This is a genomic window from Noviherbaspirillum album, from assembly GCF_035916955.1.
Lineage (GTDB): Bacteria > Pseudomonadota > Gammaproteobacteria > Burkholderiales > Burkholderiaceae_D > Noviherbaspirillum > Noviherbaspirillum album.
The window spans coordinates 123,709-146,376 of sequence record NZ_JAWIIV010000006.1 but is presented as its reverse complement, the minus strand read 5'-3'; the positions used below and the strand labels follow the sequence as shown (position 1 = coordinate 146,376).

22 protein-coding genes are annotated in these 22,668 nt (G+C 61.4%); 17 read left to right on the top strand and 5 right to left on the bottom strand.

Annotation, left to right across the window (positions count from 1 at the left end):
- Nucleotides 1–18 precede the first annotated feature (18 nt).
- Nucleotides 19–2,466, top strand: coding sequence for a penicillin acylase family protein (locus tag RY831_RS09590; RefSeq protein WP_326506113.1), 2,448 nt, complete (start codon nucleotides 19–21; stop codon nucleotides 2,464–2,466).
- Nucleotides 2,467–2,487: 21 nt separating this feature from the next.
- Here RY831_RS09590 and purT read toward each other — a convergent pair whose 3' ends face one another.
- Nucleotides 2,488–3,699, bottom strand: coding sequence for a formate-dependent phosphoribosylglycinamide formyltransferase (purT, locus tag RY831_RS09585; protein WP_326506112.1), 1,212 nt, complete (start codon nucleotides 3,697–3,699; stop codon nucleotides 2,488–2,490).
- A 230-nt stretch (nucleotides 3,700–3,929) separates the two neighbouring features.
- Entirely contained in the window at nucleotides 3,930–5,597 is a 1,668-nt protein-coding gene (locus RY831_RS09580; RefSeq protein ID WP_326506111.1) for an MFS transporter, read from the bottom strand.
- A 354-nt stretch (nucleotides 5,598–5,951) separates the two neighbouring features.
- Between RY831_RS09580 and RY831_RS09575 the strand changes: the two genes are divergently transcribed.
- The 9 genes from RY831_RS09575 to RY831_RS09535 all read left to right on the top strand — a co-directional run bounded on the left by RY831_RS09575 (nucleotide 5,952) and on the right by RY831_RS09535 (nucleotide 14,908).
- On the top strand, nucleotides 5,952–7,130 hold the full coding sequence (locus RY831_RS09575) for an acetyl-CoA C-acyltransferase (protein ID WP_326506110.1): 1,179 nt from the start codon (nucleotides 5,952–5,954) through the stop codon (nucleotides 7,128–7,130).
- A 144-nt stretch (nucleotides 7,131–7,274) separates the two neighbouring features.
- Nucleotides 7,275–9,098: an acyl-CoA dehydrogenase gene (locus tag RY831_RS09570; RefSeq protein WP_326506109.1), complete on the top strand. Its 1,824-nt coding sequence runs from the start codon at nucleotides 7,275–7,277 to the stop codon at nucleotides 9,096–9,098.
- Between the two features lie 54 nt (nucleotides 9,099–9,152).
- Nucleotides 9,153–9,938, top strand: coding sequence for an SDR family oxidoreductase (locus tag RY831_RS09565; RefSeq protein ID WP_326506108.1), 786 nt, complete (start codon nucleotides 9,153–9,155; stop codon nucleotides 9,936–9,938).
- On the top strand, nucleotides 9,938–10,381 hold the full coding sequence (locus RY831_RS09560) for a PaaI family thioesterase (RefSeq protein WP_326506107.1): 444 nt from the start codon (nucleotides 9,938–9,940) through the stop codon (nucleotides 10,379–10,381). Before RY831_RS09565 ends, RY831_RS09560 begins: the two co-directional genes overlap by 1 nt.
- 62 nt (nucleotides 10,382–10,443) lie before the next feature.
- Nucleotides 10,444–11,439 (top strand): NADP-dependent oxidoreductase, encoded by a 996-nt coding sequence (locus tag RY831_RS09555; RefSeq protein WP_326506106.1) that lies wholly within the window; start codon nucleotides 10,444–10,446, stop codon nucleotides 11,437–11,439.
- A 90-nt stretch (nucleotides 11,440–11,529) separates the two neighbouring features.
- On the top strand, nucleotides 11,530–12,459 hold the full coding sequence (locus RY831_RS09550) for a glutathione S-transferase family protein (RefSeq protein ID WP_326506105.1): 930 nt from the start codon (nucleotides 11,530–11,532) through the stop codon (nucleotides 12,457–12,459).
- Nucleotides 12,460–12,547: 88 nt separating this feature from the next.
- Complete coding sequence (locus tag RY831_RS09545; RefSeq protein ID WP_326506104.1) at nucleotides 12,548–13,453, top strand: SDR family oxidoreductase; 906 nt, start codon at nucleotides 12,548–12,550, stop codon at nucleotides 13,451–13,453.
- Nucleotides 13,454–13,534: 81 nt separating this feature from the next.
- A complete protein-coding gene (locus RY831_RS09540; RefSeq protein WP_326506103.1) occupies nucleotides 13,535–14,431 on the top strand; it encodes an alpha/beta fold hydrolase in 897 nt (298 codons plus the stop codon).
- 33 nt (nucleotides 14,432–14,464) lie between these two features.
- Nucleotides 14,465–14,908: an acyl-CoA thioesterase gene (locus tag RY831_RS09535; protein WP_326506102.1), complete on the top strand. Its 444-nt coding sequence runs from the start codon at nucleotides 14,465–14,467 to the stop codon at nucleotides 14,906–14,908.
- A 16-nt stretch (nucleotides 14,909–14,924) separates the two neighbouring features.
- Here RY831_RS09535 and RY831_RS09530 read toward each other — a convergent pair whose 3' ends face one another.
- The 3 genes from RY831_RS09530 to ygfZ are packed head-to-tail and all read right to left on the bottom strand — an operon-like array spanning nucleotide 14,925 to nucleotide 16,981.
- On the bottom strand, nucleotides 14,925–15,650 hold the full coding sequence (locus tag RY831_RS09530) for an NRDE family protein (protein WP_326506101.1): 726 nt from the start codon (nucleotides 15,648–15,650) through the stop codon (nucleotides 14,925–14,927).
- On the bottom strand, nucleotides 15,641–15,937 hold the full coding sequence (locus RY831_RS09525; protein WP_326506100.1) for a DUF4936 family protein: 297 nt from the start codon (nucleotides 15,935–15,937) through the stop codon (nucleotides 15,641–15,643). Before RY831_RS09525 ends, RY831_RS09530 begins: the two co-directional genes overlap by 10 nt.
- 9 nt (nucleotides 15,938–15,946) lie before the next feature.
- A complete protein-coding gene (gene ygfZ / locus RY831_RS09520; protein ID WP_326506099.1) occupies nucleotides 15,947–16,981 on the bottom strand; it encodes a CAF17-like 4Fe-4S cluster assembly/insertion protein YgfZ in 1,035 nt (344 codons plus the stop codon).
- Between the two features lie 182 nt (nucleotides 16,982–17,163).
- Between ygfZ and mltG the strand changes: the two genes are divergently transcribed.
- The 7 genes from mltG to RY831_RS09485 all read left to right on the top strand — a co-directional run bounded on the left by mltG (nucleotide 17,164) and on the right by RY831_RS09485 (nucleotide 22,574).
- The gene (gene mltG, locus RY831_RS09515) at nucleotides 17,164–18,144 is read left to right on the top strand and encodes an endolytic transglycosylase MltG (protein ID WP_326506208.1); all 981 of its coding nucleotides are present in this window, start codon (nucleotides 17,164–17,166) and stop codon (nucleotides 18,142–18,144) included.
- Between the two features lie 30 nt (nucleotides 18,145–18,174).
- Entirely contained in the window at nucleotides 18,175–18,783 is a 609-nt protein-coding gene (gene tmk / locus RY831_RS09510; RefSeq protein WP_326506098.1) for a dTMP kinase, read from the top strand.
- Between the two features lie 19 nt (nucleotides 18,784–18,802).
- Nucleotides 18,803–19,855 (top strand): DNA polymerase III subunit delta', encoded by a 1,053-nt coding sequence (locus tag RY831_RS09505; RefSeq protein ID WP_326506097.1) that lies wholly within the window; start codon nucleotides 18,803–18,805, stop codon nucleotides 19,853–19,855.
- A gap of 144 nt (nucleotides 19,856–19,999) precedes the next feature.
- On the top strand, nucleotides 20,000–20,377 hold the full coding sequence (locus tag RY831_RS09500) for a PilZ domain-containing protein (protein ID WP_326506096.1): 378 nt from the start codon (nucleotides 20,000–20,002) through the stop codon (nucleotides 20,375–20,377).
- 26 nt (nucleotides 20,378–20,403) lie between these two features.
- Nucleotides 20,404–20,946 carry a GNAT family N-acetyltransferase gene (locus RY831_RS09495; protein ID WP_326506095.1) on the top strand — a complete coding sequence of 181 codons (543 nt, stop codon included), beginning with the start codon at nucleotides 20,404–20,406 and terminating at the stop codon, nucleotides 20,944–20,946.
- A 124-nt stretch (nucleotides 20,947–21,070) separates the two neighbouring features.
- Nucleotides 21,071–21,850: a TatD family hydrolase gene (locus tag RY831_RS09490; RefSeq protein WP_326506094.1), complete on the top strand. Its 780-nt coding sequence runs from the start codon at nucleotides 21,071–21,073 to the stop codon at nucleotides 21,848–21,850.
- Nucleotides 21,851–21,884: 34 nt separating this feature from the next.
- Entirely contained in the window at nucleotides 21,885–22,574 is a 690-nt protein-coding gene (locus tag RY831_RS09485; RefSeq protein WP_326506093.1) for an ankyrin repeat domain-containing protein, read from the top strand.
- The last annotated feature ends 94 nt before the right edge of the window (nucleotides 22,575–22,668 follow it).

Sequence of the window (22,668 nt, the reverse complement as noted above, 5' to 3'; positions counted from 1 at the left end):
GCAAAAGGACATGAAGGTATGACAACAACACTGCGGAAAGTTGCCCGGGCGGCTGCCATGCTGGCAGTCATCCTGATTATTGCGGTGATTGCAGCGGCGCTCTGGTATCGATCGGCCAGCCAGCCGGCAATCGACGGCACGATCCGGCTCGGCGGCGTGCAGGCCGAGGTGGACATCGTACGCGATGCCGAAGGCGTTCCGCACATCTATGCACAGTCCGAACAGGATGCCTATTTCGCGCTGGGTTTCGTGCATGCCCAGGATCGGCTGTGGCAAATGGAAATGAACCGGCGCATCGCGGCCGGGCGCATGGCCGAAATCCTCGGCCCGAACGCAGTCGATACCGACCGCTTCCTCCGTACGCTCGGCATCCGCCGCAATGCCGAGCGCATCCTGGCCAACCTGTCCGCCGAGACGCGGGCCGGACTGGAGGCGTATGCCAAGGGCGTGAACGCCTACCTTGCGACCCGCAAGTCGCCGCTGCCGCCGGAATTCCTTCTCACCCGGGCTGCCGCCCCCGAACCCTGGCATCCGGTCGATTCCATCGGCTGGCAAACCATGATGGCCTGGGACCTCGGCGCCAACTGGTCGCAGGAAATCCTGCGCATGCGCCTGTCGCAGCGCCTGCCGCTGGACCGGATCAATGAATTTCTGCCGCCTTATCCCGGCGATCCGGTGACCGAAACCCGGGATTACACCAAGCTCTATGGCGACATGACGACCGTCGCCGGCGCGCTCGCGAAAGTCGCGGCCATCGCGCCGCCTTCGCTGGTGGAGGGCATGGGTTCGAACAACTGGGCCGTCTCCGGCGCCCTGTCTTCCAGCGGAAAACCCCTGCTCGCCAACGATCCGCATCTCGGATTGTCGGCGCCGGCGCTGTGGTATTTCGCGCATCTTTCCGCGCCGGGATTCGAAGTGGTGGGTGCGACCCTGCCCGGCATACCGAGCGTCGTGCTTGGTCGCAACAGCCGCATCGCCTGGGCGTTCACCAATACCGCGTCGGATGTGCAGGACTTGTATGTGGAACGCATCAATCCGGACAACGCAGCGCAGTACCAGACTCCTGACGGCTGGGCGGAGTTCGCTGTCCGCACCGAAACCATCAAGGTCAAGGGCGCGCCCGACGAACTGATCACGGTGCGGGAAACGCGCCACGGCCCCGTGATCAGCGGCGCGCTGCCTATCGTCGACCGCACCTCCCTCGATACCGGGAAGTACGCCGTGTCGTTTGCCTGGACGGCCTTGCGTCCCGACGACATGACCCTGCAGGGCGGCTTGAAGATCAACCATGCCGGCAACTGGGAGCAATTCCTGGCCGGTGCCGCCGATTTCAATTCGCCGCACCAGAACATGGTCTACGCGGATGTCGACGGCAACATCGGCTTCGTCGCGGCAGGCAGGGTGCCCGTTAGGAAACCGGACAACGATCTGAAGGGACTGGCGCCTTCGCCCGGATGGGATGCCCGTTATGACTGGGCGGGCTTCCTCGACTTCAAGGACCTGCCTCAGGAGTTCAATCCGCCGTCCGGAAAAATCGTCACCGCCAATCACAAGATCGTCGGACCCGGCTACCCGCACTACCTCACCAGCGAGTGGAGCATGCCCTACCGGGCCGACCGCATACAAGCGCTGCTCGACGGTGCGCCGAGGCACGACATGGACAGCTTCGCGCGCATCCAGAAAGACGATGTTTCCTTGGCCGCCCGGGAAGCGCTTCCCTTGCTTCGCAAGGCGGTGCCGCGATCCGAGCGTGCGCGGGCGGCGCTTCAGCTGCTCGCCGGCTGGAACGGGGAAATGCGGATCGACAGCAGCGCCGCCTTGATCTACAACGCCTGGATGAAGGAAATATCGAGCGAGATTTTCCGCGACGAACTTGGCGAAGCGCTGATGAATGATTACTTCGAACACCGCAACGTGCAGCAGTCGACGGTCAATGTGCTGCTTGACAGGCAGGGGCAGGGCAGATGGTGCGCGGACGTGGGCAAGCCCGCCGGCGAAAAGCCGCAGACCTGCGCGGAGCTGCTTTCGACCGCGCTGGAAGTGAGCCTCGCCGAGCTGGAGCGGCGGTACGGAGAAGACATGGCTCAATGGCGCTGGGGAGACGCCCATGTCGCCCGCTCGGAGCACCGTCCGTTCACGAAGGTCGACATGCTCGCGCGGTTCTTCGACATCCGCGTGCCGTCGCCGGGGGATACACATACCGTCAATGTCGGAAGGTATAGCCTGCGAGATGAAAAGCATCCGTTCGCCAACCGCCATGCGGCCAGCCTGCGAGCGGTGTATGACCTGTCCGACCTGGAGAATTCCCGCTTCATTCACTCCACCGGCCAATCCGGCAATGTGATGTCGCCGCTGTATAGCAACATGGCGCAGCGCTGGGTGGACGTGAAATACATTCCCCTGAAGACCCGGCGCGCGGAAGTGGAGGCGGGCAGCCTCGGCGTCATGAAGCTGACGCCGGGTTAGATAGACCGCGGCGTTGCCGCCTTATTCCGGCACGACCGGACGCACCTTGGCGGCCGCTTCCTTCGCTAGCCGCCGCGCGGTATCCGTGTCGGCCGCCGTCGCCAGCGCCACGCCCATGCGCCTGCGGGCGAAGGACTCCGGCTTGCCGAACAGGCGGATATCCGTCCCGGGAACGGCAAGCGCTTCCGCGACCCCCTCGAAAGCAATGGCTTTGGCTTCATGCCGGCCATAGATTACGGCGGAAGCCGCGGGCGACTGCAGTGAAACATCCACCGGCAAGCCGAGGATGGCTTTCGCATGCAGCTCGAATTCGCTTTGCCGCTGGCTTGCCATCGTCACCATGCCGGTGTCATGCGGGCGCGGACTGACTTCGGAGAACCACACCATGTCGCCCTTGACGAACAATTCCACTCCGAATAGTCCCAGCCCGCCGAGGTCGTCGGTCACTTTCTTTGCAATATCGCGGGCCTTTTCCATCGCAGGGGCGGGCATCGCATGCGGCTGCCAAGATTCTATGTAATCGCCTTTTTCCTGCACATGGCCGATCGGCTCGCAAAAATGGGTCACCGTTTCACCCCGGGCATCCAGTGCACGCACGGTCAGCTGCGTGATCTCGTAGTCGAAATCGATGAAGCCTTCCACGATCACGCGGCCCGCATCGACACGGCTGCCGGACGCCGCATAGCGCCAGGCTTCCTCGACCTCGCCGGCATTGTCGACCTTGGACTGCCCCTTGCCCGACGACGACATCACCGGCTTCACAACGCAGGGAAAGCCGACGGCGTCGCAGGCGGCTTTCAGTTCGTCCAGGCTGTCGGCGAAGCGGTAGGGCGATGTCGGCAAGCCGAGAGTTTCGGCGGCCAGCCGGCGGATGCCTTCCCTATTCATGGTCAGCCATGCGGCGCGGGCGGTCGGAATGACGGTCACATTTCCCGCCTTTTCGAGTTCGATCAGCGCCGGCGTGGCGATCGCTTCGATTTCAGGAACGACCAGGTGAGGCGCTTCCTGCTCGATGAGTGCGGTCAGTGCGGCGGCATCCGTCATGTCGATCACATGGGCGCGATGCGCGACCTGGTGTCCGGGAGCACCGGCATAGCGGTCGACCGCTATGACCTCGACGCCAAGCCGCTGCAGCGCGATGATGACTTCCTTGCCGAGTTCGCCGGAACCGAGCAGCATGACTTTGACTGCGGAAGGAGAGAGCGGGGTGCCGAGGCGGGTAGGTCTGTACATGATGGAGTCGGTAAGTTAGGTGTCTGAATTAGGTGTCTGAACGAAAGGACGGCTGCGCCAGCCTCTTTACAAACCGCGACGATACCAAACTTGCGCCCGCTTGGCAGCGAACGCTTGCGGCGAAGCGGTATGAGGGGCATTGGAATGCCGAAAAAGAAAACCGCCTGACGAGCAGGCGGTCGGGTTTGATGCATCCCGGCATGCCATGCATGCCGGGCGAATCGCGGAAATCAATCCGCGGCGTAGATGTCGTCGTCCTTGGTTTCCTTGACGAACAGCATGCCGATCACGAAGGTGATGAGAGCAATGATGATCGGATACCACAAGCCGTAGTAGATGTCGCCCTTGTAGGCCACCAGCGCGAATGCGGTGGTCGGCAGCAGGCCGCCGAACCAGCCGTTACCGATATGGTAGGGCAGGGACATCGAGGTGTAGCGGATGCGGGTCGGGAACATTTCCACCAGCATTGCCGCGATCGGGCCATACACCATGGTCACGTAGAGCACCAGGATGACCAGCAGCAGCAGAACCATGCCCTTGTTCATCTGGGCAGGATCAGCCTTGGTCGGGTAACCGGCTGCCTTGATGGCGTCGGCGAGTTCCTTGGAGAAGGCTTTTTCCTTGGCCGCAGCCTCGTCTTTCGACAGGCCGTTGGCGTCATACGACTGGATCACCTTGTCGCCGATCTTGACCGTTGCAACCGTGCCTGCCGGAGCCGCTTCATTGGAGTAGTTCACCGAAGCAGCCGCCAGTTTCGCCTTCACGATATCGCACGAGGAGGTGAATTTCTTCGTGCCCGTCGGGTTGAACTGGAACTGACAGTTGGCCGGATCGGCGGTAACCACGACAGGTGCGTTCTTGATCGCGTTTTCCAGGGCCGGGTTGGCGTAGTGGGTCAGCGCGTTGAAGATCGGGAAGTAGGTCACTGCTGCGATCAGGCAGCCGCCGAGGATGATGGGCTTGCGGCCGATCTTGTCGGAGAGCGTGCCGAAAATGATGAAGAACGGCGTGCCGATCACCAGCGAAGCGGCGATCAGCAGGTTGGCCGTGGCGCCATCGACTTTCAGTGTCTGCGTCAGGAAGAACAGCGCATAGAACTGGCCGGTGTACCAGACAACTGCCTGGCCGGCGGTCAGGCCGATCAGCGCGAGGATAACGATCTTCAGGTTCTTCCACTGGCCGAAGGATTCGGTCAGCGGTGCCTTGGAGGTCTTGCCTTCGGCTTTCATCTTGGCAAACGCCGGCGATTCATTCATTGCCAGGCGAATCCAGACGGAAATGGCCAGCAGGAATACCGACAGCAGGAAGGGAACGCGCCAGCCCCAGTCGGCGAATGCGGCTTCGCCCACTGCGGTACGTGTGCCCAGAATCACCATCAGCGACAGGAACAGACCCAGTGTGGCGGTGGTCTGGATCCAGGCGGTGTAGGCGCCGCGGCGGCCGTGCGGAGCATGCTCGGCCACGTAGGTTGCTGCGCCGCCGTACTCGCCGCCGAGCGCGAGGCCCTGCAGGATACGCAGCGTGATCAGGATGATCGGCGCTGCGATGCCGATCGATGCGTAGTTGGGCAGCAGGCCGACGATGAACGTCGAGATGCCCATGATCAGGATAGTGACCAGGAAGGTGTATTTGCGGCCGATCATGTCGCCGAGGCGACCGAAGACCAGTGCGCCGAACGGGCGAACGATGAAGCCCGCGGCAAATGCCAGCAACGCGAAAATGAACGCCGTATTCGGGTCGGTACCGGCAAAGAATTGCTTCGCGATAATCGCTGCCAGTGAACCATACAAATAAAAGTCATACCACTCGAATACCGTCCCGAGGGAGGATGCGAAAATGACTTTCCGCTCCTCCGCCGTCATGCCGCGAGGTGCAGTCGTAGTCTGTACTGTCGCCATGCTTATCTCCTCAAACTCAAATAATTAATATTCTGTGCAAAGCTTCTTGCCCATATTGCACGTTTGGAGTGTGCGACCCGAACCTTACGGGACGCTTGCTTCAAACTTACAGAAACTTACAGCTGCGCTTGTCTGAAAGCAAAGCAATGGCTGCCCGACTGCGGTATATCGCGCCTTTCGGGAAGGTCCATGAAAATCTACTCTTTTGCGAACGATCGTGCTAAAACTATGCTATTCTCGAATTTGAAAAATCTCATCGCCTCATGTTTGCCAGTTTTTCGCCTGATTACCAAGCCTGATTACTAAGCTCGAGCACTGATTCGAACATCCACAATTCAATTCAAGGAGCCTCAAATGACTGACGCCGTCATCGTATCCACAGCCCGCACCGGCCTGGCCAAATCCTGGAAAGGTGCCTTCAACATGACCCACGGCGCCACCTTGGGCGGCCATGTGCTCAAGGCCGCCATCGAGCGTGCGAAGATCGAGGCGGGCGAAGTCGAGGACGTGATCATGGGCTGCGCCACGCCCGAAGGTGCGACCGGCAGCAACATAGCGCGGCAGATCGCGCTGCGCGCGGGCTGCCCGGTGACGACCGCGGGCATGACCATCAACCGTTTCTGCTCGTCCGGCCTGCAGACCATCGCCACTGCGGCGCAGCGCATCATCGCCGGCGAAGGCGACATTTACGCGGCCGGCGGCGTGGAATCGATTTCCTGCGTGCAGAACGAAGCCAATTCCCACATGCTGGCCGAAGTCTGGCTCAAGCAGAACAAGCCGGAAATCTACTGGCCGATGCTGCAGACCGCCGAGACGGTTGCCAAGCGCTATAACATCAGCAAGGAGCGCCAGGACGAGTACGGCGTGCAGAGCCAGCAGCGCGCCGCCGCCGCTCAGGCCGCCGGCAAGTTCAACGACGAAATCGTTCCGATGACCACCATCATGGGCGTGGCCGACAAGGAAAGCGGCATGCTGCTGACCCGCGAAGTCACCATCTCCGCCGACGAAGGCATTCGCGCCGACACTACGATGGAAGGCGTTTCCAAGATCCGCACCGCGATTCCCGGCGGCGTGATCACTGCGGGCAATGCCAGCCAGTTCTCAGACGGCGCCTCTGTCGCGATCGTCATGAGCAGCACGCTGGCCGAGCAGAAAGGCCTGCAGCCGCTGGGCATCTACCGCGGATTCGCCATCGCCGGCTGCGAGCCGGATGAAATGGGTATCGGCCCGGTGTTCGCGATTCCCAAGCTGCTGAAGAAGGCGGGCCTGAAGGTCGAGGACATTGGCCTGTGGGAATTGAATGAAGCCTTCGCGGTGCAGGTGCTGTACTGCCGCGACAAGCTCGGCATCCCGGCAGACCGCCTCAACGTCAACGGCGGCGCGATCGCCGTCGGCCATCCCTACGGCGTATCGGGCGCGCGTCTGACCGGCCATGCGCTGATCGAAGGCAAGCGCCGCGGCGCCAAGTACGTGGTGGTCACCATGTGCATCGGCGGCGGCCAGGGTGCCGCCGGCCTGTTCGAAGTGGTCTGATGCAATCAAGCATGTGGGCGCCGAGGCGCCCACATGCATTTCCGGACCGGACATGGCGATGTCCAAATTCCTGGCAACAGTCATCCGAAACTTTTGAAACGCGCCGCCGGCGATTCTTCGATCCGGCAGCGCGCGGGGCACATCATGCAATCGAAAATCCTTTCCCGGCGCGACATCGACTTCCTGCTCTACGAATGGCTCGATGCCGAATCCCTGACCAAGCGCGCCCGCTACGCCGACCATTCCCGCGAAACCTTCACCGCGGCCATGGATACCTGCGAGAAGATCGCCACCGACCTGTTCGCGCCGCACAACAAGAAGAGCGACCAGCAGGAACCGCACTTCGACGGCGAGGCAGTGCATATCATTCCCGAGGTGAAGGCGGCGCTGAAAGTCTTCTGCGACGCCGGCCTGATGGCCGCCGGCCAGGACTATGACTACGGCGGCATGCAGCTTCCGGTGCTGATCGAAAAGGCAAGCTTCGCCTACTTCAAGGCGGCCAACGTCGGCACTTCGTCCTATCCCTTCCTCACCATCGGCAATGCCAACACGCTGCTCAAGTGCGGCACGCCCGAGCAGATCGAAACCTTCGTCAAGCCCATGCTGGAGGGGCGCTTCTTCGGCACCATGTGCCTGTCGGAGCCGCAGGCGGGCTCCTCGCTGTCGGACATCGTGACGCGCGCCGAACCGCAGGAAGACGGCACATACCGGCTCAAGGGCAACAAGATGTGGATCTCCGCCGGCGAGCATGAATTGTCGGAGAATATCGTGCACCTGGTCCTGGCCAAGGTGCCGGACGAGAACGGCAAGCTGATTCCCGGCGTCAAGGGAATCTCCCTCTTCATCGTGCCGAAGAAACTGGTCAATGCGGACGGCTCGATCGGCGAACGCAATGATGTGGTGCTCGCCGGGCTCAATCACAAGATGGGTTACCGCGGCACGACCAACTGCCTGCTCAACTTCGGCGAAGGCAAGTTCAAGCCGGGCGGCAAGGCCGGCGCGGTGGGCTACCTGGTGGGCGAGAAGCACAAGGGCCTAGCCAATATGTTCCACATGATGAACGAAGCCCGCATCGGCGTCGGCCTAGGTGCGGTGGTGCTCGGCTATACCGGTTACCTGCACGCGCTCGAGTACGCTCGCGAACGTCCGCAGGGCCGCCACCCGATGGCCAAGGACCCGGCCCAGCCGCAAATCCCGATCGTCCAGCACACCGATGTCAAGCGCATGCTGCTGGCGCAGAAGTCCTACGTGGAGGGCGGCCTCGCGCTCAACCTCTATTGCGCCCGCCTGGTGGACGAGGAAAAGACGGCGGAGTCGGAAGATGCGAAGCGGCACGCCAGCCTGCTGCTCGACATCCTGACGCCGATCGCAAAATCCTGGCCGTCGCAATGGTGCCTGGAAGCCAACAGCCTGGCCATCCAGGTGCATGGCGGTTACGGCTACACTCGCGAGTACAACGTCGAGCAGTTCTACCGCGACAACCGCCTCAATCCGATCCATGAAGGCACGCACGGCATCCAGGGACTGGACCTGCTCGGACGCAAGGTCTCGATGCAGGGCGGAGCCGCGTTCAAGGCCTTCGGCGGCGAAGTGCAGAAGACCATCGCGAAGGCGGGCGAGATGCCGGACCTCGCTGCCTACGGCAATGCGCTTGGCGCGGCGCTGCAGCGCATCGAAAAGGTGACGCAATCCCTGTATGCGGCCGGCGACATGAACAAGACGCTGGCCAATGCCTCGGTCTACCTGGAAGCCTTCGGGCATGCGGTGGTGGCATGGATGTGGCTGCAGCAAGCCCTCGTCGCAACGGCCGCGGCAGGCAAGGCCGGCCACGACGCCGATTTCTACCAGGGCAAGCTGCAGGCCTGCGCCTATTTCTTCAAATGGGAATTGCCAAAGATCCAGCCGCAGCTCGATCTGCTGGAAAGTATCGACACCACCACGCTCGACATGCAGGACGCCTGGTTCTGACGGCGGCTGCAAGTGCGGGATAATGAAAAAACAGAACCAATGAAGGAGATGCCCATGCGTACCATCCAACAACTTTTCGACCTCAACGGCAAGACCGCGCTCGTCACCGGCGGCTCGCGCGGCCTAGGTTTGCAGATCGCCGAAGCGCTCGGCGAGCAGGGTGCGAAGATCGTGCTGTCCTCGCGCAAGCAATCCGATCTCGACGAAGCCGTCGCCCACCTGAAGGAGCGCGGCATCGAAGCCAGCGCGATCGCCGCCGACCTGTCGCAGGAAGCCAATGTCGCGCCTCTGGTCGCGGAAGCAATGAAGCGCCTTGGCCATATCGATATCCTGATCAACAATGCCGGCGCAACCTGGGGCGCGCCCGCCGAAGACCATCCGGTCGAGGCCTGGGACAAGGTGATGAACCTGAACATCCGCAGCATCTTCCTGCTGTCGCAGGCAGTCGGCAAGCAGTCGATGATCCCTCGCAAGTACGGGCGCATCATCAACGTCGCCTCGATCGCCGGCCTGTCGGGCAACGGTCCCGAGTCGATGCAGACCATTTCCTACAACACCTCCAAGGGCGCGGTGGTCAACTTCACCCGCACGCTCGCCGGCGAGTGGGGCAAGCACGGCATCACCGTCAATGCGCTGGCTCCGGGTTTCTTCCCGTCCAAGATGACCAAGGGCCTGCTGGAAAACCTGGGCGTGGACAACCTGACCCGGCGCGCGCCGCTGCAGCGCATCGGCGACGATGAAGACCTCAAGGGCGCGGCTCTGCTGTTCGCGTCGGATGCGGGCAAGCACATCACCGGCCAGATCCTCGCGGTCGACGGCGGCGTATCGGCGGTTCACTGATGAGTCGGCTGAATACCGAAGCGCAGGCGCAGGATTTCCCGGTCGAGATTCCCTTCCTGCATGACATGGGCGTGGAATTTCTCGGCATGGGCAACGGCGAGGCGCAGGTGGCGCTGGAACTGAAGGATCGCCACATGAACAGCTGGCATGTCACGCACGGCGGTGTCGTCATGACGCTGCTGGACGTGGTCATGTCGATGGCCGGGCGCTCGCTCGATGCGAATGCGCGCGGCGGCGTGACCGTCGAGATGAAGACCAGTTTCTTCCAGCCTTCCGGCAGGGCGGGCTCCCGGCTCGTCGCCAAGGGCAAGGCGGTGCATCGCTCGACGAGCATGTGCTTCTGCGACGGCGAACTCTGGAGCGGCGACACCCTGGTGGCCAAGGCGTCCGGCACCTTCAAGTACCTGAAGCGGATGGACGTGGCCGACAAGCTCAACCAATAAGATCAACCACGATTGGCGCCGGCTGCGCTGCAGCCGGTGTTTCTCAGAATGCGAGGTTAAGAATGACAACGTACAAGCGCATGGTGCTGGCCTCACGCCCGAAGGGTGTCGTCTCGCCGCAAAATTTCCGCCTCGAAGAAGTACAGGCGCCGGCACTGAAGGATGGTGAAGTGCTGATCCGCAATCATTACCTGTCGCTCGATCCCTACATGCGCATGCGCATGGAGGACGTGAAGAGCTACGCGGCGCCGCAGGCCATCGGTGAAACCATGATCGGCGGCACGGTCGGCGAAGTGGTGGAGTCGAAAAATCCTAAGTATGCCGTCGGCGACAAGGTGCAAGGCATGCTGGGCTGGTCGGAGATGGGCGTGTCCGACGGCGTCATGCTGCGCAAGCTCGACACCACGCATGTGCCGCTGTCGGCCTATCTCGGGTCGGTCGGCATGCCCGGCATGACCGCATGGTACGGGCTGACGCAGATCATGCAGCCGAAGGAAGGCGAGACCATCGTCGTATCCGCGGCCAGCGGCGCGGTCGGCAGCGTGGTCGGACAGCTTGCGAAGCTGCGCGGATGCCGTGCGGTAGGCATTGCAGGCGGCAAGGAAAAATGCGACTACGTGGTCAACGAGCTCGGCTTCGATGCCTGCGTCGATTACAAGGCGGGCAATCTCGTCGACGACCTGGCACGCGCCACGCCCAATGGCATCGATGCCGTTTTTGAAAACGTCGGCGGAACGATCTTCGACGAATGCGTCGCCCGCATGAATCCATTCGGCCGTATCGCGCTCTGCGGGCTGATCGCGGGTTACGACGGCGAACCGATGGCGCTCAACAACGTACGCAACATCCTGACCATGCGCCTGACCATGCGCGGCTTCATCGTGTCCGAACATATGGACCTATGGCCGCAAGGGCTCAAGGAACTCGGCACGCTGGTCGCGACCGGCAAGCTCAAGTTCCGCGAATCGGTCGCGCAGGGGCTGGAGTCCGCGCCGGAAGCATTCATCGGCATGCTCAAGGGCAAGAACTTCGGCAAGCAGTTGGTCAAGCTGGTCTGAACCTAGTCTGAGCCGGCATCCCGGTGCCTGCGCAGGCGCGCACCGGCATTGCCACGGCAAGTCCGCGGCAAATAATAAGGAGGAGACAGCATGCACGACATCATCCTGCATCACTACCCGATCTCGCCGTTTTCGGAAAAGGTCCGCCTCATCCTCGGCTACAAGAAACTGGCATGGAAGTCGGTCATCATTCCGACCATCATGCCCAAGCCGGACGTGACTGCGCTGACCGGCGGCTACCGCCGGACGCCGTTCATGCAGATCAGAGCGGACATTTATTGCGATAGCGCGCTGATTGCCGATGTGCTGGAACGACTTGCGCCGGAGCCCAGCCTGTATCCGCAGGAAAACGCGGGGCTGGCGCGCATGCTGGCCCAGTGGGCGGACGCCACGCTGTTCTGGACCGCGGTCGCCTATGTGTTCCAGCCGTCCGCGATTCCCTACCTGCTAGGTAATGTCACGCCCGAACAGGCAAAGGCGTTTTCCATCGACCGTGCGTCAATGCGCGGCAATGCGCCGCGCATGTCGGTCGCCGAAGCCACCGGCGCGCTGACCGAGTATCTGCATCGCCTGGGGAGCATGCTGGCCGACGGAAAACCCTTCCTGCTGGGCCGGCAGGCGACGATTGCCGACTTCTCGGTGTATCACTGCCTGTGGTTCGTGCAGAGAGCCGAGCCCCTGGCCGACATACTGGACATCGCACCCGGTGTCGGTGAATGGATGTCACGCATGGCGGCCTTCGGTCATCATCAGTCGGAAGCGCTGGCATCGGAGGAGGCGGTCGCGATTGCGCGCGCTTCCTCGCCGGCGGCAGGGCAGGATAAGGCTTTCCACGATACACACGGCGTATCGCCCGGCCAGCGCGTGACGATCACGCCGACCGACTATGCGCTCGACCCGGTCGAAGGCGACCTGGTGCTGTCCACCCTGTCGGAATTCGCGGTCCGCCGCGAGGATCCGCGCGCCGGAGAGGTCGTGGTTCATTTCCCGCGCATCGGTTTTCAGCTCAAGAAAGTCTGATGTACCGGATGCGTCCGAAGGAAGCGGATCCCTTTATATTCAATCAATTCCATCTCAATAACGAGAGTAGCGAGAGGCAGGAGAACACATGAACGACTTCAAGGGCAAGGTCGCCGTCATCACTGGCGGCGCAAGTGGTTTCGGCAAGGAATTCGCGCAGATCGGCGCGCGTCTGGGCATGAAGCTGGTATTGGCGGACGTGCAGCAGGATGCGCTCGACGCCACCCATGCCGAACTCGAAGCGCAAGGCGCCGAGGTGCTGGCGATGCGATGCGATGTGCGCAAGGCCGAGCAGGTGCAGGCCCTGGCCGACGCCACCATGCAGCGATTCGGCAGCGTGCATCTGGTCTTCAATAATGCCGGTGTCGGTTCCGGCGGCCTTGTGTGGGAAAACTCGATTGCAGACTGGGAGTGGGTGCTGGGTGTCAATCTCTGGGGCGTGGTGCATGGCGTGCGCACCTTCACGCCGCTGATGCTGGAATGCGCGAAGAAGGAAGAAGGTTACCAGGGACATATCGTCAACACGGCATCAATGGCGGGCTTGCTCAATGCGCCGAACATGGGTATTTACAACGTCTCCAAGCATGCGGTGGTGTCGCTGTCGGAAACGCTGTACCAGGATCTCCAACTGATCGGCGCTCCGATCGGCGCCTCCGTGCTGTGCCCGTACTTCGTGCCGACCGGCATCAGCAAGTCGGAGCGTAATCGGCCCGATGACGTGAAGGAGGAGGGCGGCCCGACGCTGAGTCAGACAGTCGCCCAAGCCGTTTCCGACAAGGCTGTCTCTTCCGGCAAGGTGACCGCCGCCGAAGTCGCGGAACGCACCTTCAATGCGATCCGCGACGGCCAGTTCTATATTTACTCCCATCCCCAGGCGCTCGGCAATGTCCAGACGCGGATGGAAGACATCATTACCCAGCGCAATCCCAGCGATCCTTTCGCCGCCGCGCCGCAGATCCGCGAAATGCTGCAGGCCAAGCTGAGGCAGCAATAACTCGGCATTCGTGCGGCAAGAATGCAGGAACACGCCGTTCCGGCCGCGTAGCCAGCGGGACGGCCACAGCGAGGAGATAACATGACAGCAGAAATCAAGGCGGGCCAGTACGCGGAACTGACGAACGGAATGCGACTGCACTATGCAAGCGCCGGCGAGAAGGGCAAGCCGCTCTTGCTGTTCGTTCACGGCTTTCCCGAGTTCTGGTACGAGTGGGAAGCACAGCTTCGGGAGTTCGGTGGTGACTACTACGCCGTCGCACCCGATCTGCGCGGCTTCAATCTTTCATCCATGCCGGCCGACCTGTCAGCTTACAAGGCCAAGCACATCGTCGAGGATTTGCGGCTGCTGGCAAGCAGCCTGGGATACGAGAAGTTCGTCATGGTTGCGCACGACTGGGGCGGAGCGATCGCCTGGAATTTCGCGATTGCCTTGCCCCAGTTGCTGCAAAAGCTGATCATCGTGAATGCGCCTCATCCCTACCTGTTCATGCGGGCTCTGGCGCAGGATCCATCGCAGCGCAAGTCCAGCGCCTACATGAACTGGCTGCGCGCCGAAGGCTCCGAAGCGGCGCTGGCCAAGAATGAATTCAAGCTGGTGGAAAGCCTGCTCACCAGCCTGGGACAATCGCCGACGCCATGGTTCACCGACGAAGTGCGCGCGCAATACCATGCCTGCTGGTCACGCGGATTGACCGGCGGTGTCAATTATTACCGGGCTTCGCCCCTGCATCCGCCGACGGACGACCATCCTGGTCCGCTCAAGCTGGAACTGGATCCTGAAAACTTCCGCATCAAGGTTCCGACACGCGTCATCTGGGGCGAGCAGGATACGGCGTTGCCGAAGTCCCTGCTGGACGGGCTCGAAGGCATGGTCGATGATCTGAAGGTGGAACGGATTCCAGAGGGATCGCATTGGGTCATCCATGAACAGCCGCAGCGCATCAATCGCCTGATCCGTGATTTCCTGAGTGAGTGAAAGACCGATTGAAAGCCTGAATGAAGGAGCAACATGGCACGTGAAGATTTTTCCTTTTTCCATTCCCTGAGGGTGCGCTGGGCGGAAGTCGACATGCAGGGCATCGTCTTCAATGGACACTATCTGACCTACTTCGATGTGGCGTTCACCGAATATTGGCGCGCCACCGGACTGCCGACGGTCATGCAGCAGGCAGAAGAGGGCCGCGAGATGTTCGCGCGCAAGGCGACCATCGAGTATCAGGCGCCGGCGCGGTTTGACGACGTGCTGGATATCGGTGTCAGGTCCGCGGGCTTCGGACGCACATCGGCGCGCTTTGTAGTTGAAATCCATCTCGGCGAGCAGCACCTGATTTCGGGCGAACTGATCTACGTGTACGCGGATACGACATTGCGCAAGGGCGTCGCCTGGCCCGAGGCGTGGAAGGACACCATCCAGCGCCTGGAAAAATTGAGGCCGGAGATGGCGCCGGCCTGAGTCACGGAGAGACCGATCAGGGCAGCGGGCGTTCGTCGAGCGCCGCGCTGCCGTCCCCGAACAGCCTGACAACCGTGGAGGTGCGGGTACCGTATTCTGGCGACTGGATGCAGACCGCGGACAGAACGCGTTCCCACTCCAGGCTCACGCCGGTCTTCGGCAACCTGCAGTCAGGCGCGCGCGTGGTGTCGGTCAGCATTTCGAAATAGGCGTCCTCCGGCGCGCCCTGGCATATCAGGCTCGCGAACTGCGCCTTGGTGCGCACCACCTTCGGCCATGGAGAATCGAGCGACCCGTTCGACAAGCCGTAGATCCCCGCCGCCAGCGGCTTGCCGTTGCGTTCATCCTGCGGTGCCGCATTCGAAAACCAGACGAGGGTATTCCTGTCGCCGACCAGAAGATTGAATCCGTTGTATTCGGACGCATGCGTCTCCAGTGCGGCGATAAATTCCTCGGGCGTCGAGGAAGCCGCGAGAAAGTCGGCCACCAGCGCGCCGCGCGATGGCGCCTCGGGCCGCTTGACTGACGGATCGCGGAAATTGGTGACGGCCGCGAAGCGCCCTTCGCGCGTCACGCCCATCCACGTACCGCCATCCTGCAGGTCCCGGCCCGCAAAGATTTGCGGACGATCGGTCCACCATGCCGCGGATGCGGTGGGCCGGCTCAAGAATTCATCACGGTTACCTGCTGCGACCAGCGGTACGCCGGGTATTACCTGCCAGGCAAAAACAATCAGGCACATGGTGGTATATCCACAAAATGTTCGGTATGGCGCGCGCCATCGATCAGGCTCGACAGCCTCTGGCTCGACAAGGCTTGCTCAAGCTTCGCCTCGAAGTCGGGAGGCACCGACAAATAGACTTCCATCCATGTCTGCCGGCCCTCACGACTCTCGGGGCGTCGCTTGAGTCCGGTGACGATACCACATTCCCGCGCCAGCGATTGCTGCAGTGCCGTTACACGCGCCAGCAGGGCGGACGCATCGTCGTCACGGACGCGGTAATAGACATAAAGGTCGAGTGACGCCATGGCCGGGCCTCAGGCGGGAAGGGCATAGGGCAGGCTGGCGAAGCTCAGCGCGGGCCCCTGGGCCGAGCCGAGATGAACCGTGCCGGATTCCGCCGCGGCGACCTTGATCTCCACCAGCATGTCAGTACCGCCTTGCAGATTGCGCGCCGCGTTCACCACCATGCCGCATGGCTGATCGGGGTCGGCGCTTGAATACACTTCCATGCCGGCGCTGGCCTCAGCCGACGCCGACGCCAGCAGCATGCGGCGCTTGAGCTTGCCCAGGTACTGGCTGCGGGCGACGATTTCCTGACCCGGATAGCAGCCTTTCTTGAAATTGACGCCTCCGATCAATTCGAAGTTGACCATCTGCGGCACGAATTGCTCCTGCGTCGGCTGCGTGATCTGCGGGATGCCGGAATGGATTTCGGTAAGGCGCCATGCCTCTGTCGAGATTGGTGTCGCGCTTCTGGTGATTTCCGGCCATAGGGATTGGGCGGCTTCGGCCGGCAGGATCCACTGATAGCGCGCCGCGCCGAACGCATCCGGTAGCCGTATCAGGCTGCCGTTGTCGGAATCGATCTTCGCGAACGGCTGCGCCGGCAGCACCGGAAACCAGGCGGCAAGCAATTCGCTGCAGCCGGTGCCGCCGATGCCCATCAACGCATGCCGGTCGCCGGCATCCTGCAGTTTTACCTTGGCGCGCAGCACGAACATCTGCAGGCGCTTCTGGATGGGGGGCTGTATCTGACGCGGCAGCTGCAGCAGGATTTCCCGCTCGGTTTTCCACATCAGGAACGATGCCAGCATGCGCCCTTTGGGAGAGCAATAGGCGGCAAGGCGGGCTTCGGTTGCCGGCAGATGCTCGACATCGTTAGTGATCTGGTTATGCAGGAAGCTCGCGGCATCGTCGCCTTCCAGCGCGATCAACCCCTGATCGGTCAGCGGCGCGACGTAGATGCGCGGCAATTCGGGCGCCGGTGGAGTGCTGTCGAAATGGACCGATGAATCATGTTCATCGACGCGGGCGCCGTTCACAGCGAGGAATTGCAACCAAGTATTCATGGATCGAGTCTTAGAGATTGATTAAATAACCATTATCATTTCGGGTTGATTATAGTGATGTCCCGAAAATCCTGTTCGAAGGCTGCGCCGGCTTCCTTGCCGGCAGCGTTGAGCGCGTGAGCCGAAAGCATGGAACCGGGACGATATCGATTTGACTGGATTTGAATGGAAGCGCGGCTTTGATAAAAAAATTTCTCCTCTTTATTGTCTTGCTGACCGCGCTTGCCGTGGCGGGGGTTTCCTTCATTGCCTATCGGCCGATCATCGGCACCGGAGAGCAGCCGCTTGAATTTACCATCAAGCCGGGCAGCAGCGTTCGCAGCACCGCCGGCCAGATCGCCGATGCGGGACTCCCGCTCAACCCGCTCGTGTTCGAGGTGCTCGCCCGGGCCACCGGCAAGGCGCCGCGCCTCAAGGCTGGACACTATGAAGTCAAGCCGGGCACCACACCGCTTGCCCTCATCGATCAGCTGGTGCGCGGCGAATTCGCGCAGGAGGCGCTTGCCGTCATCGAGGGCTGGTCGTTCCGGCAGATGCGCCAGGCGATCGCCGCGCATCCCGCGCTCAAGCATGATACGGCGGCACTGTCGGACAAGGAGTTGCTGGCAAAGATCACCACGGATCATACGGCGCCCGAGGGACTGTTTTTCCCGGATACCTATCGTTTCGCCAAGGGTTCCAGCGACCTGCAGATCTACAAGCAAGCGTACGGCCTGCTGCAGAAGCGCCTGAACGAAGCCTGGGCCCGGCGCGACCCGTCCGTTCCCTACAAGTCGCCGTACGAAGCGCTGATCATGGCATCCATCATCGAGAAGGAAACAGGCCAGAGATCGGAACGCAACCTGATTGCCGCTGTGTTCGTGAACCGCCTGCGGCGCGGGATGCTGCTGCAGACCGACCCTACCGTCATCTATGGCATGGGCGACAAGTTCCAGGGGAACATCCGCAAGCGCGACCTGGAAACCGACACGCCCTACAACACCTACACCCGGGCCGGACTGCCACCGACGCCGATTGCGCTGCCTGGCAGCGAGTCGATAGAGGCGGCATTGAATCCGGCCAAGGCCGACGTCCTGTATTTCGTCGCCAGAGGCAATGGCACCAGTGAATTTTCCAACAATCTTGCCGACCATAACCGCGCCGTCAACAAATACCAGCGATAATGCCGGGTAGAACATTTGAGTGGCTGCACCATGATACTTGGCAAATTGATTACTTTCGAAGGCATCGACGGCGCCGGCAAATCGACCCATCTTGCCTACTTCGCCGACCTGGTGAAAGCGCGCGGGCAACGGGTAATCGTGACCCGGGAGCCGGGCGGCACGCCTCTTGGTGAAAAACTGCGCGATTTGCTGCTGCACGAAAAAATGCATATCGAGACCGAAGCGCTGCTGATGTTCGCCGCCCGCCGCGAACACCTGGCGCAGGTGATCGAACCGGCGCTTGCGCGCGGCGACTGGGTGATTTCCGACAGGTTCACCGATGCCAGCTTCGCCTATCAGGGCGGCGGCCGAAAGCTCGCCGAGCAAAAGCTGGTGGCTCTCGAGCAATGGGTGCATCCGCACCTGCAACCGCATCTCACCCTGCTGTTTGATGTTCCGCTCGACGTGGCGCGCTCCCGGCTCGATGCGACCCGCGAGCTCGACAAGTTCGAACAGGAAAAGGCGGATTTTTTTGCCGCTACGCGGGAAGGCTACCTGCGCCGGGTCGAGCAGTTCCCGCATCGCTTCCGGGTCATTGATTCTACCCGGCCCATCGAGACCATTCGGCAGGAGCTGCGCGATATCGCGGCAACCCTGTGATCCATAGGCGCAGTCGCGTATGAGTTCATCACTTTTCCCCTGGCAAGACGGTGCCTGGCAGCAACTGCAGCAGCTGCGCGAGCGTTTGCCGCATGCGATTCTATTTCACGGCGCGGAAGGCATAGGAAAGACGCTATTTGCCGAACGCTTCGCGCAGTCTCTGCTCTGCCAGTCTCCTGCGGACGGTGGTCATCCCTGCGGCCGCTGCGATTCATGCGGCTGGTTTTCGCAATACAGCCATCCCGACTACCGTCGGGTCCGGCCAGAGTTGCTGGATGAGAGCGAGGCAGGCGAAGGGGAAAACGGTGATGCTGCCGATGCCGCCGACACCAAGAAAGCCAAGAGCACCAAGGCGCCTTCGAAAGAAATCAAGATCGACCAGGTCCGCGCGCTGGCCGACTTCATGAATATTTCCACGCACCGGCAGGGCATGCGTGTCATCCTGCTTTATCCCGCCGAAGCCTTGAACACCGCGGCCGCGAACGCTCTCCTGAAAACCCTGGAGGAGCCGCCGCCGGCAACGATGTTCCTGCTGGTGTCGAACAGCATCGATCGCCTGCTGCCGACCATACTTTCCCGTTGCCGGAAATTCGCGCTGTCCATGCCGTCTCCGGAACAGGCGCTCGCCTGGCTGAAACAACAGGGCGTGGACGATGCCGATGTCTGGCTTGCGGAGCAGGGAGGCGCGCCGCTGGCCGCCTATGCGCTTGCGCAAAGCGAGGTGCGCGACGTGATGGACGAGTTTCTCCGTACGCTGGCGCATCCCGGCGTGGAAACGTCGTTGAAAACCGCCGACCGGATGCAGAAAGTGCCGCTCAACGACCTTGTTGCATGGTTGCAGCGCTGGCTCTACGACATGTTTTCGCTAAAACTTGCTGAAAGAATCCGGTATTATCCTCGTTACCAGAAGGAAATAGTAAGGCTGGCCGAACGGGTAGATATGAACGAGCTGCTGCGCGTGTTGAAAACCGTGAAGGAGCGGCGCGCCGTCGCCGGCCATCCGCTTTCGGCAAAGTTGTTCATTGAAGACATGCTGCTCGACTATGCCTCTCTTTTTGAAGCTGCCCGATGATTCACGCTGAATTTTCAAGATTCCGTTCATTCCCGATGAAGGTTCGCCATGGCTGATACTTCTGCGGCACCCCAGGCCACAGCATCCGCAGCGCCTAATGCATCAAGTGCGTCAAGTGCGTCAAGTGCGTCAAGTGCGTCAAGTGTGTCTGGCGCGTCTGGTGTTTCCACAGCTTCCGCCGTATCGCGTCCCTCGGTACTGTCATTGCCGATCAAGGAGAAGGCCGCACTGTATGCCGCCTACATGCCGTTCCTGAACAACGGCGGCATCTTCGTCCCGACCTCCAAGCCGTATCGCATCGGCGACGAAATCTATCTGATCCTCACCTTGATGGATGACCCGACCAAGTATCCGATCGCCGGCAAGGTGGCCTGGATCACACCGGCCGGTGCCGCCAACAACAAGGCCCAGGGCATCGGCGTGCATTTCTCCGCGGATGAAAGCGGGCAGCGCGTCAGGGCCCGCATTGAAGAATTGCTCGGGGCGGCATTGCGTTCGTCCCGCGCCACGCACACCTTATAACAACTCCAACAACATTCTTTCGCTTCATGTCTCTACCGCCCCAAGCTTCCCGGTCTTCCAGTACCTCCCGGCCTGCCTATACGCACAGGCTTGCCCGCTTCGATGATCTTCCGGCCATCGTGGATATCTACAACAGTACCGTGGCTTCGCGTGAAGTGACCGCGGATACCGAACCTGTCAGCGTCGAATCGCGACATCAATGGTTCGCCGACCATGCGCCTGAGCGCCGTCCGCTGTGGGTTGTGGAACACGAGGGCGCGATACTCGGGTGGATGTCTTATTCGAATTTCTATGGCCGGCCCGCCTATTCCGGGACGGCAGAATTGTCGATTTACATACACGAGAACGCGCGCGGCCAGGGGCTGGGGCGTTATTTCCTCGACCAGGCCATCCTTCATGCGCCCTCCATCGGCGTGCATACGCTTCTCGGCTTCATATTCGGTCATAACCTGCCGAGCCTGAAACTGTTCGAAGTCTTCGGCTTCGAGCGCTGGGCCAACATGCCGCGAGTCGCGACACTGGATGGCATCGAGCGCGACCTGGTCATCATGGGCAAGCGCATCGCCTAGGCATTGCCTTGCATGAATGCTGCGAGGCAAGCATGCGCATGATGGCGGGTTGCTTGCGCCGCCATGGGCAACACCCGTGGCCGGCGCTGCGTGCAGCGGCGCATGACAGCGTAAAATATGGGTCATGTATATCGATTCCCATTGCCATATCAACTTTCCTGAGCTCGCTGCCCGCTTGCCCGATATTTTCGGCAAGATGGCCGACAACCAGGTCACGCATGCGCTGTGCGTGTCTGTCGATCTTCCGGACTTCCCCCAGGTGCTGGCGCTCGCGGAGCGACACCCGAATGTGTTCGCCTCGGTCGGCGTGCATCCTGATTACGAGGAAACCCCCGAGCCCAGCGTCGATGATCTCGTACGCCTTTCCGATCATCCCAGGATCGTTGCCATCGGAGAAACCGGGCTGGATTACTATCGGCTGCAGGGTGACCTGGAATGGCAGCGCGAGCGCTTTCGCACCCATATCCGCGCCTCCCGCGCCACCGGCAAGCCCCTGATCATCCATACCCGGGCCGCGGCCGAAGACACGATACGCATCATGCGGGAAGAGGGCGCCGGACCCGATGCCGGCGGCGCCGGCGGCGTAATGCACTGCTTCACCGAGTCCCTCGATGTCGCGCAGGCGGCAATGGAGATGGGATTCTATATTTCATTTTCCGGCATCGTTACTTTCAAGAGCGCGAAGGAACTACAAGCGGTTGCGCTAGCGGTTCCTCTTGAGCGGATGCTGATCGAAACCGATTCGCCCTATCTCGCCCCGGTGCCGCATCGCGGAAAAACAAACGAGCCGGGCCTGGTCCGTCATGTCGCGGAATTCCTTGCGCGCCTGAAGGAAGAGCCGCTGGAGCGTGTGGCCAAGCAGACCACGGACAATTTTTTCGAGCTCTTCAACATCGCACGCTGAGGTTGAAGAACACTCGCGAATACAGGAAAGAACAATGAAGAACAAAGACGGTGTATCAGCTCCAAGGCGCAGCGTCGTCCTTGCGATCGGAATGGCAGTGCTCGGCGCTGGCCTTGCAGGTCAGGCCAACGGCGGTGCCTATGACGACTTCTTTCGCGCAGTCAAGATGAACAATGAAAAAACCGTCGCCTCCCTGCTCGCACGCGGCCTTGATCCCAATCTGATCGAGCCCGAACGCGGCGAAACGGGATTGATCATTGCGCTGCGCGAAGACTCGATGAAGGTCTTCGACGTCCTGCTGCAATCGAAACAGATCGATCTTGAAATCAAGGCATTCAACGGCGACAACGCTTTGATGATTGCCGCGTTCAAAGGAAACCTGCGTGCGGTCGAGGCACTGATCGAGCGGGGCGCGGAAATCAACAAGACCGGCTGGACGCCTTTGCATTACGCCGCCTTCGTCGGCAAGAACGACATCGTCAAGCTGCTGCTCGACCACTCCGCCTATATCGATGCCGAGTCGCCCAACAAGACGACCCCGATTATGATGGCCGCGCGGGCAGGCCATATCTACACCGTCAAGTTGCTGCTTGACGAGGGCGCGGATGCCACGCTCAAGAACGACCTCGGCATGACCGCCATCGATTTCGCCCACAAGTACGAGTTCAAGGATATTGCCGAAGGCCTTACCCATCGGTTAAGAAAGGCCGGCAAGCTGCAGTAGGGCGATTCTTGGCACGGAGGAAGAGGCGACGGCATAGGCAGGGACATGGGGTCGGGCAAGGCCCCGCGCAGTTCCCAACCCTGCCATGCAGTGC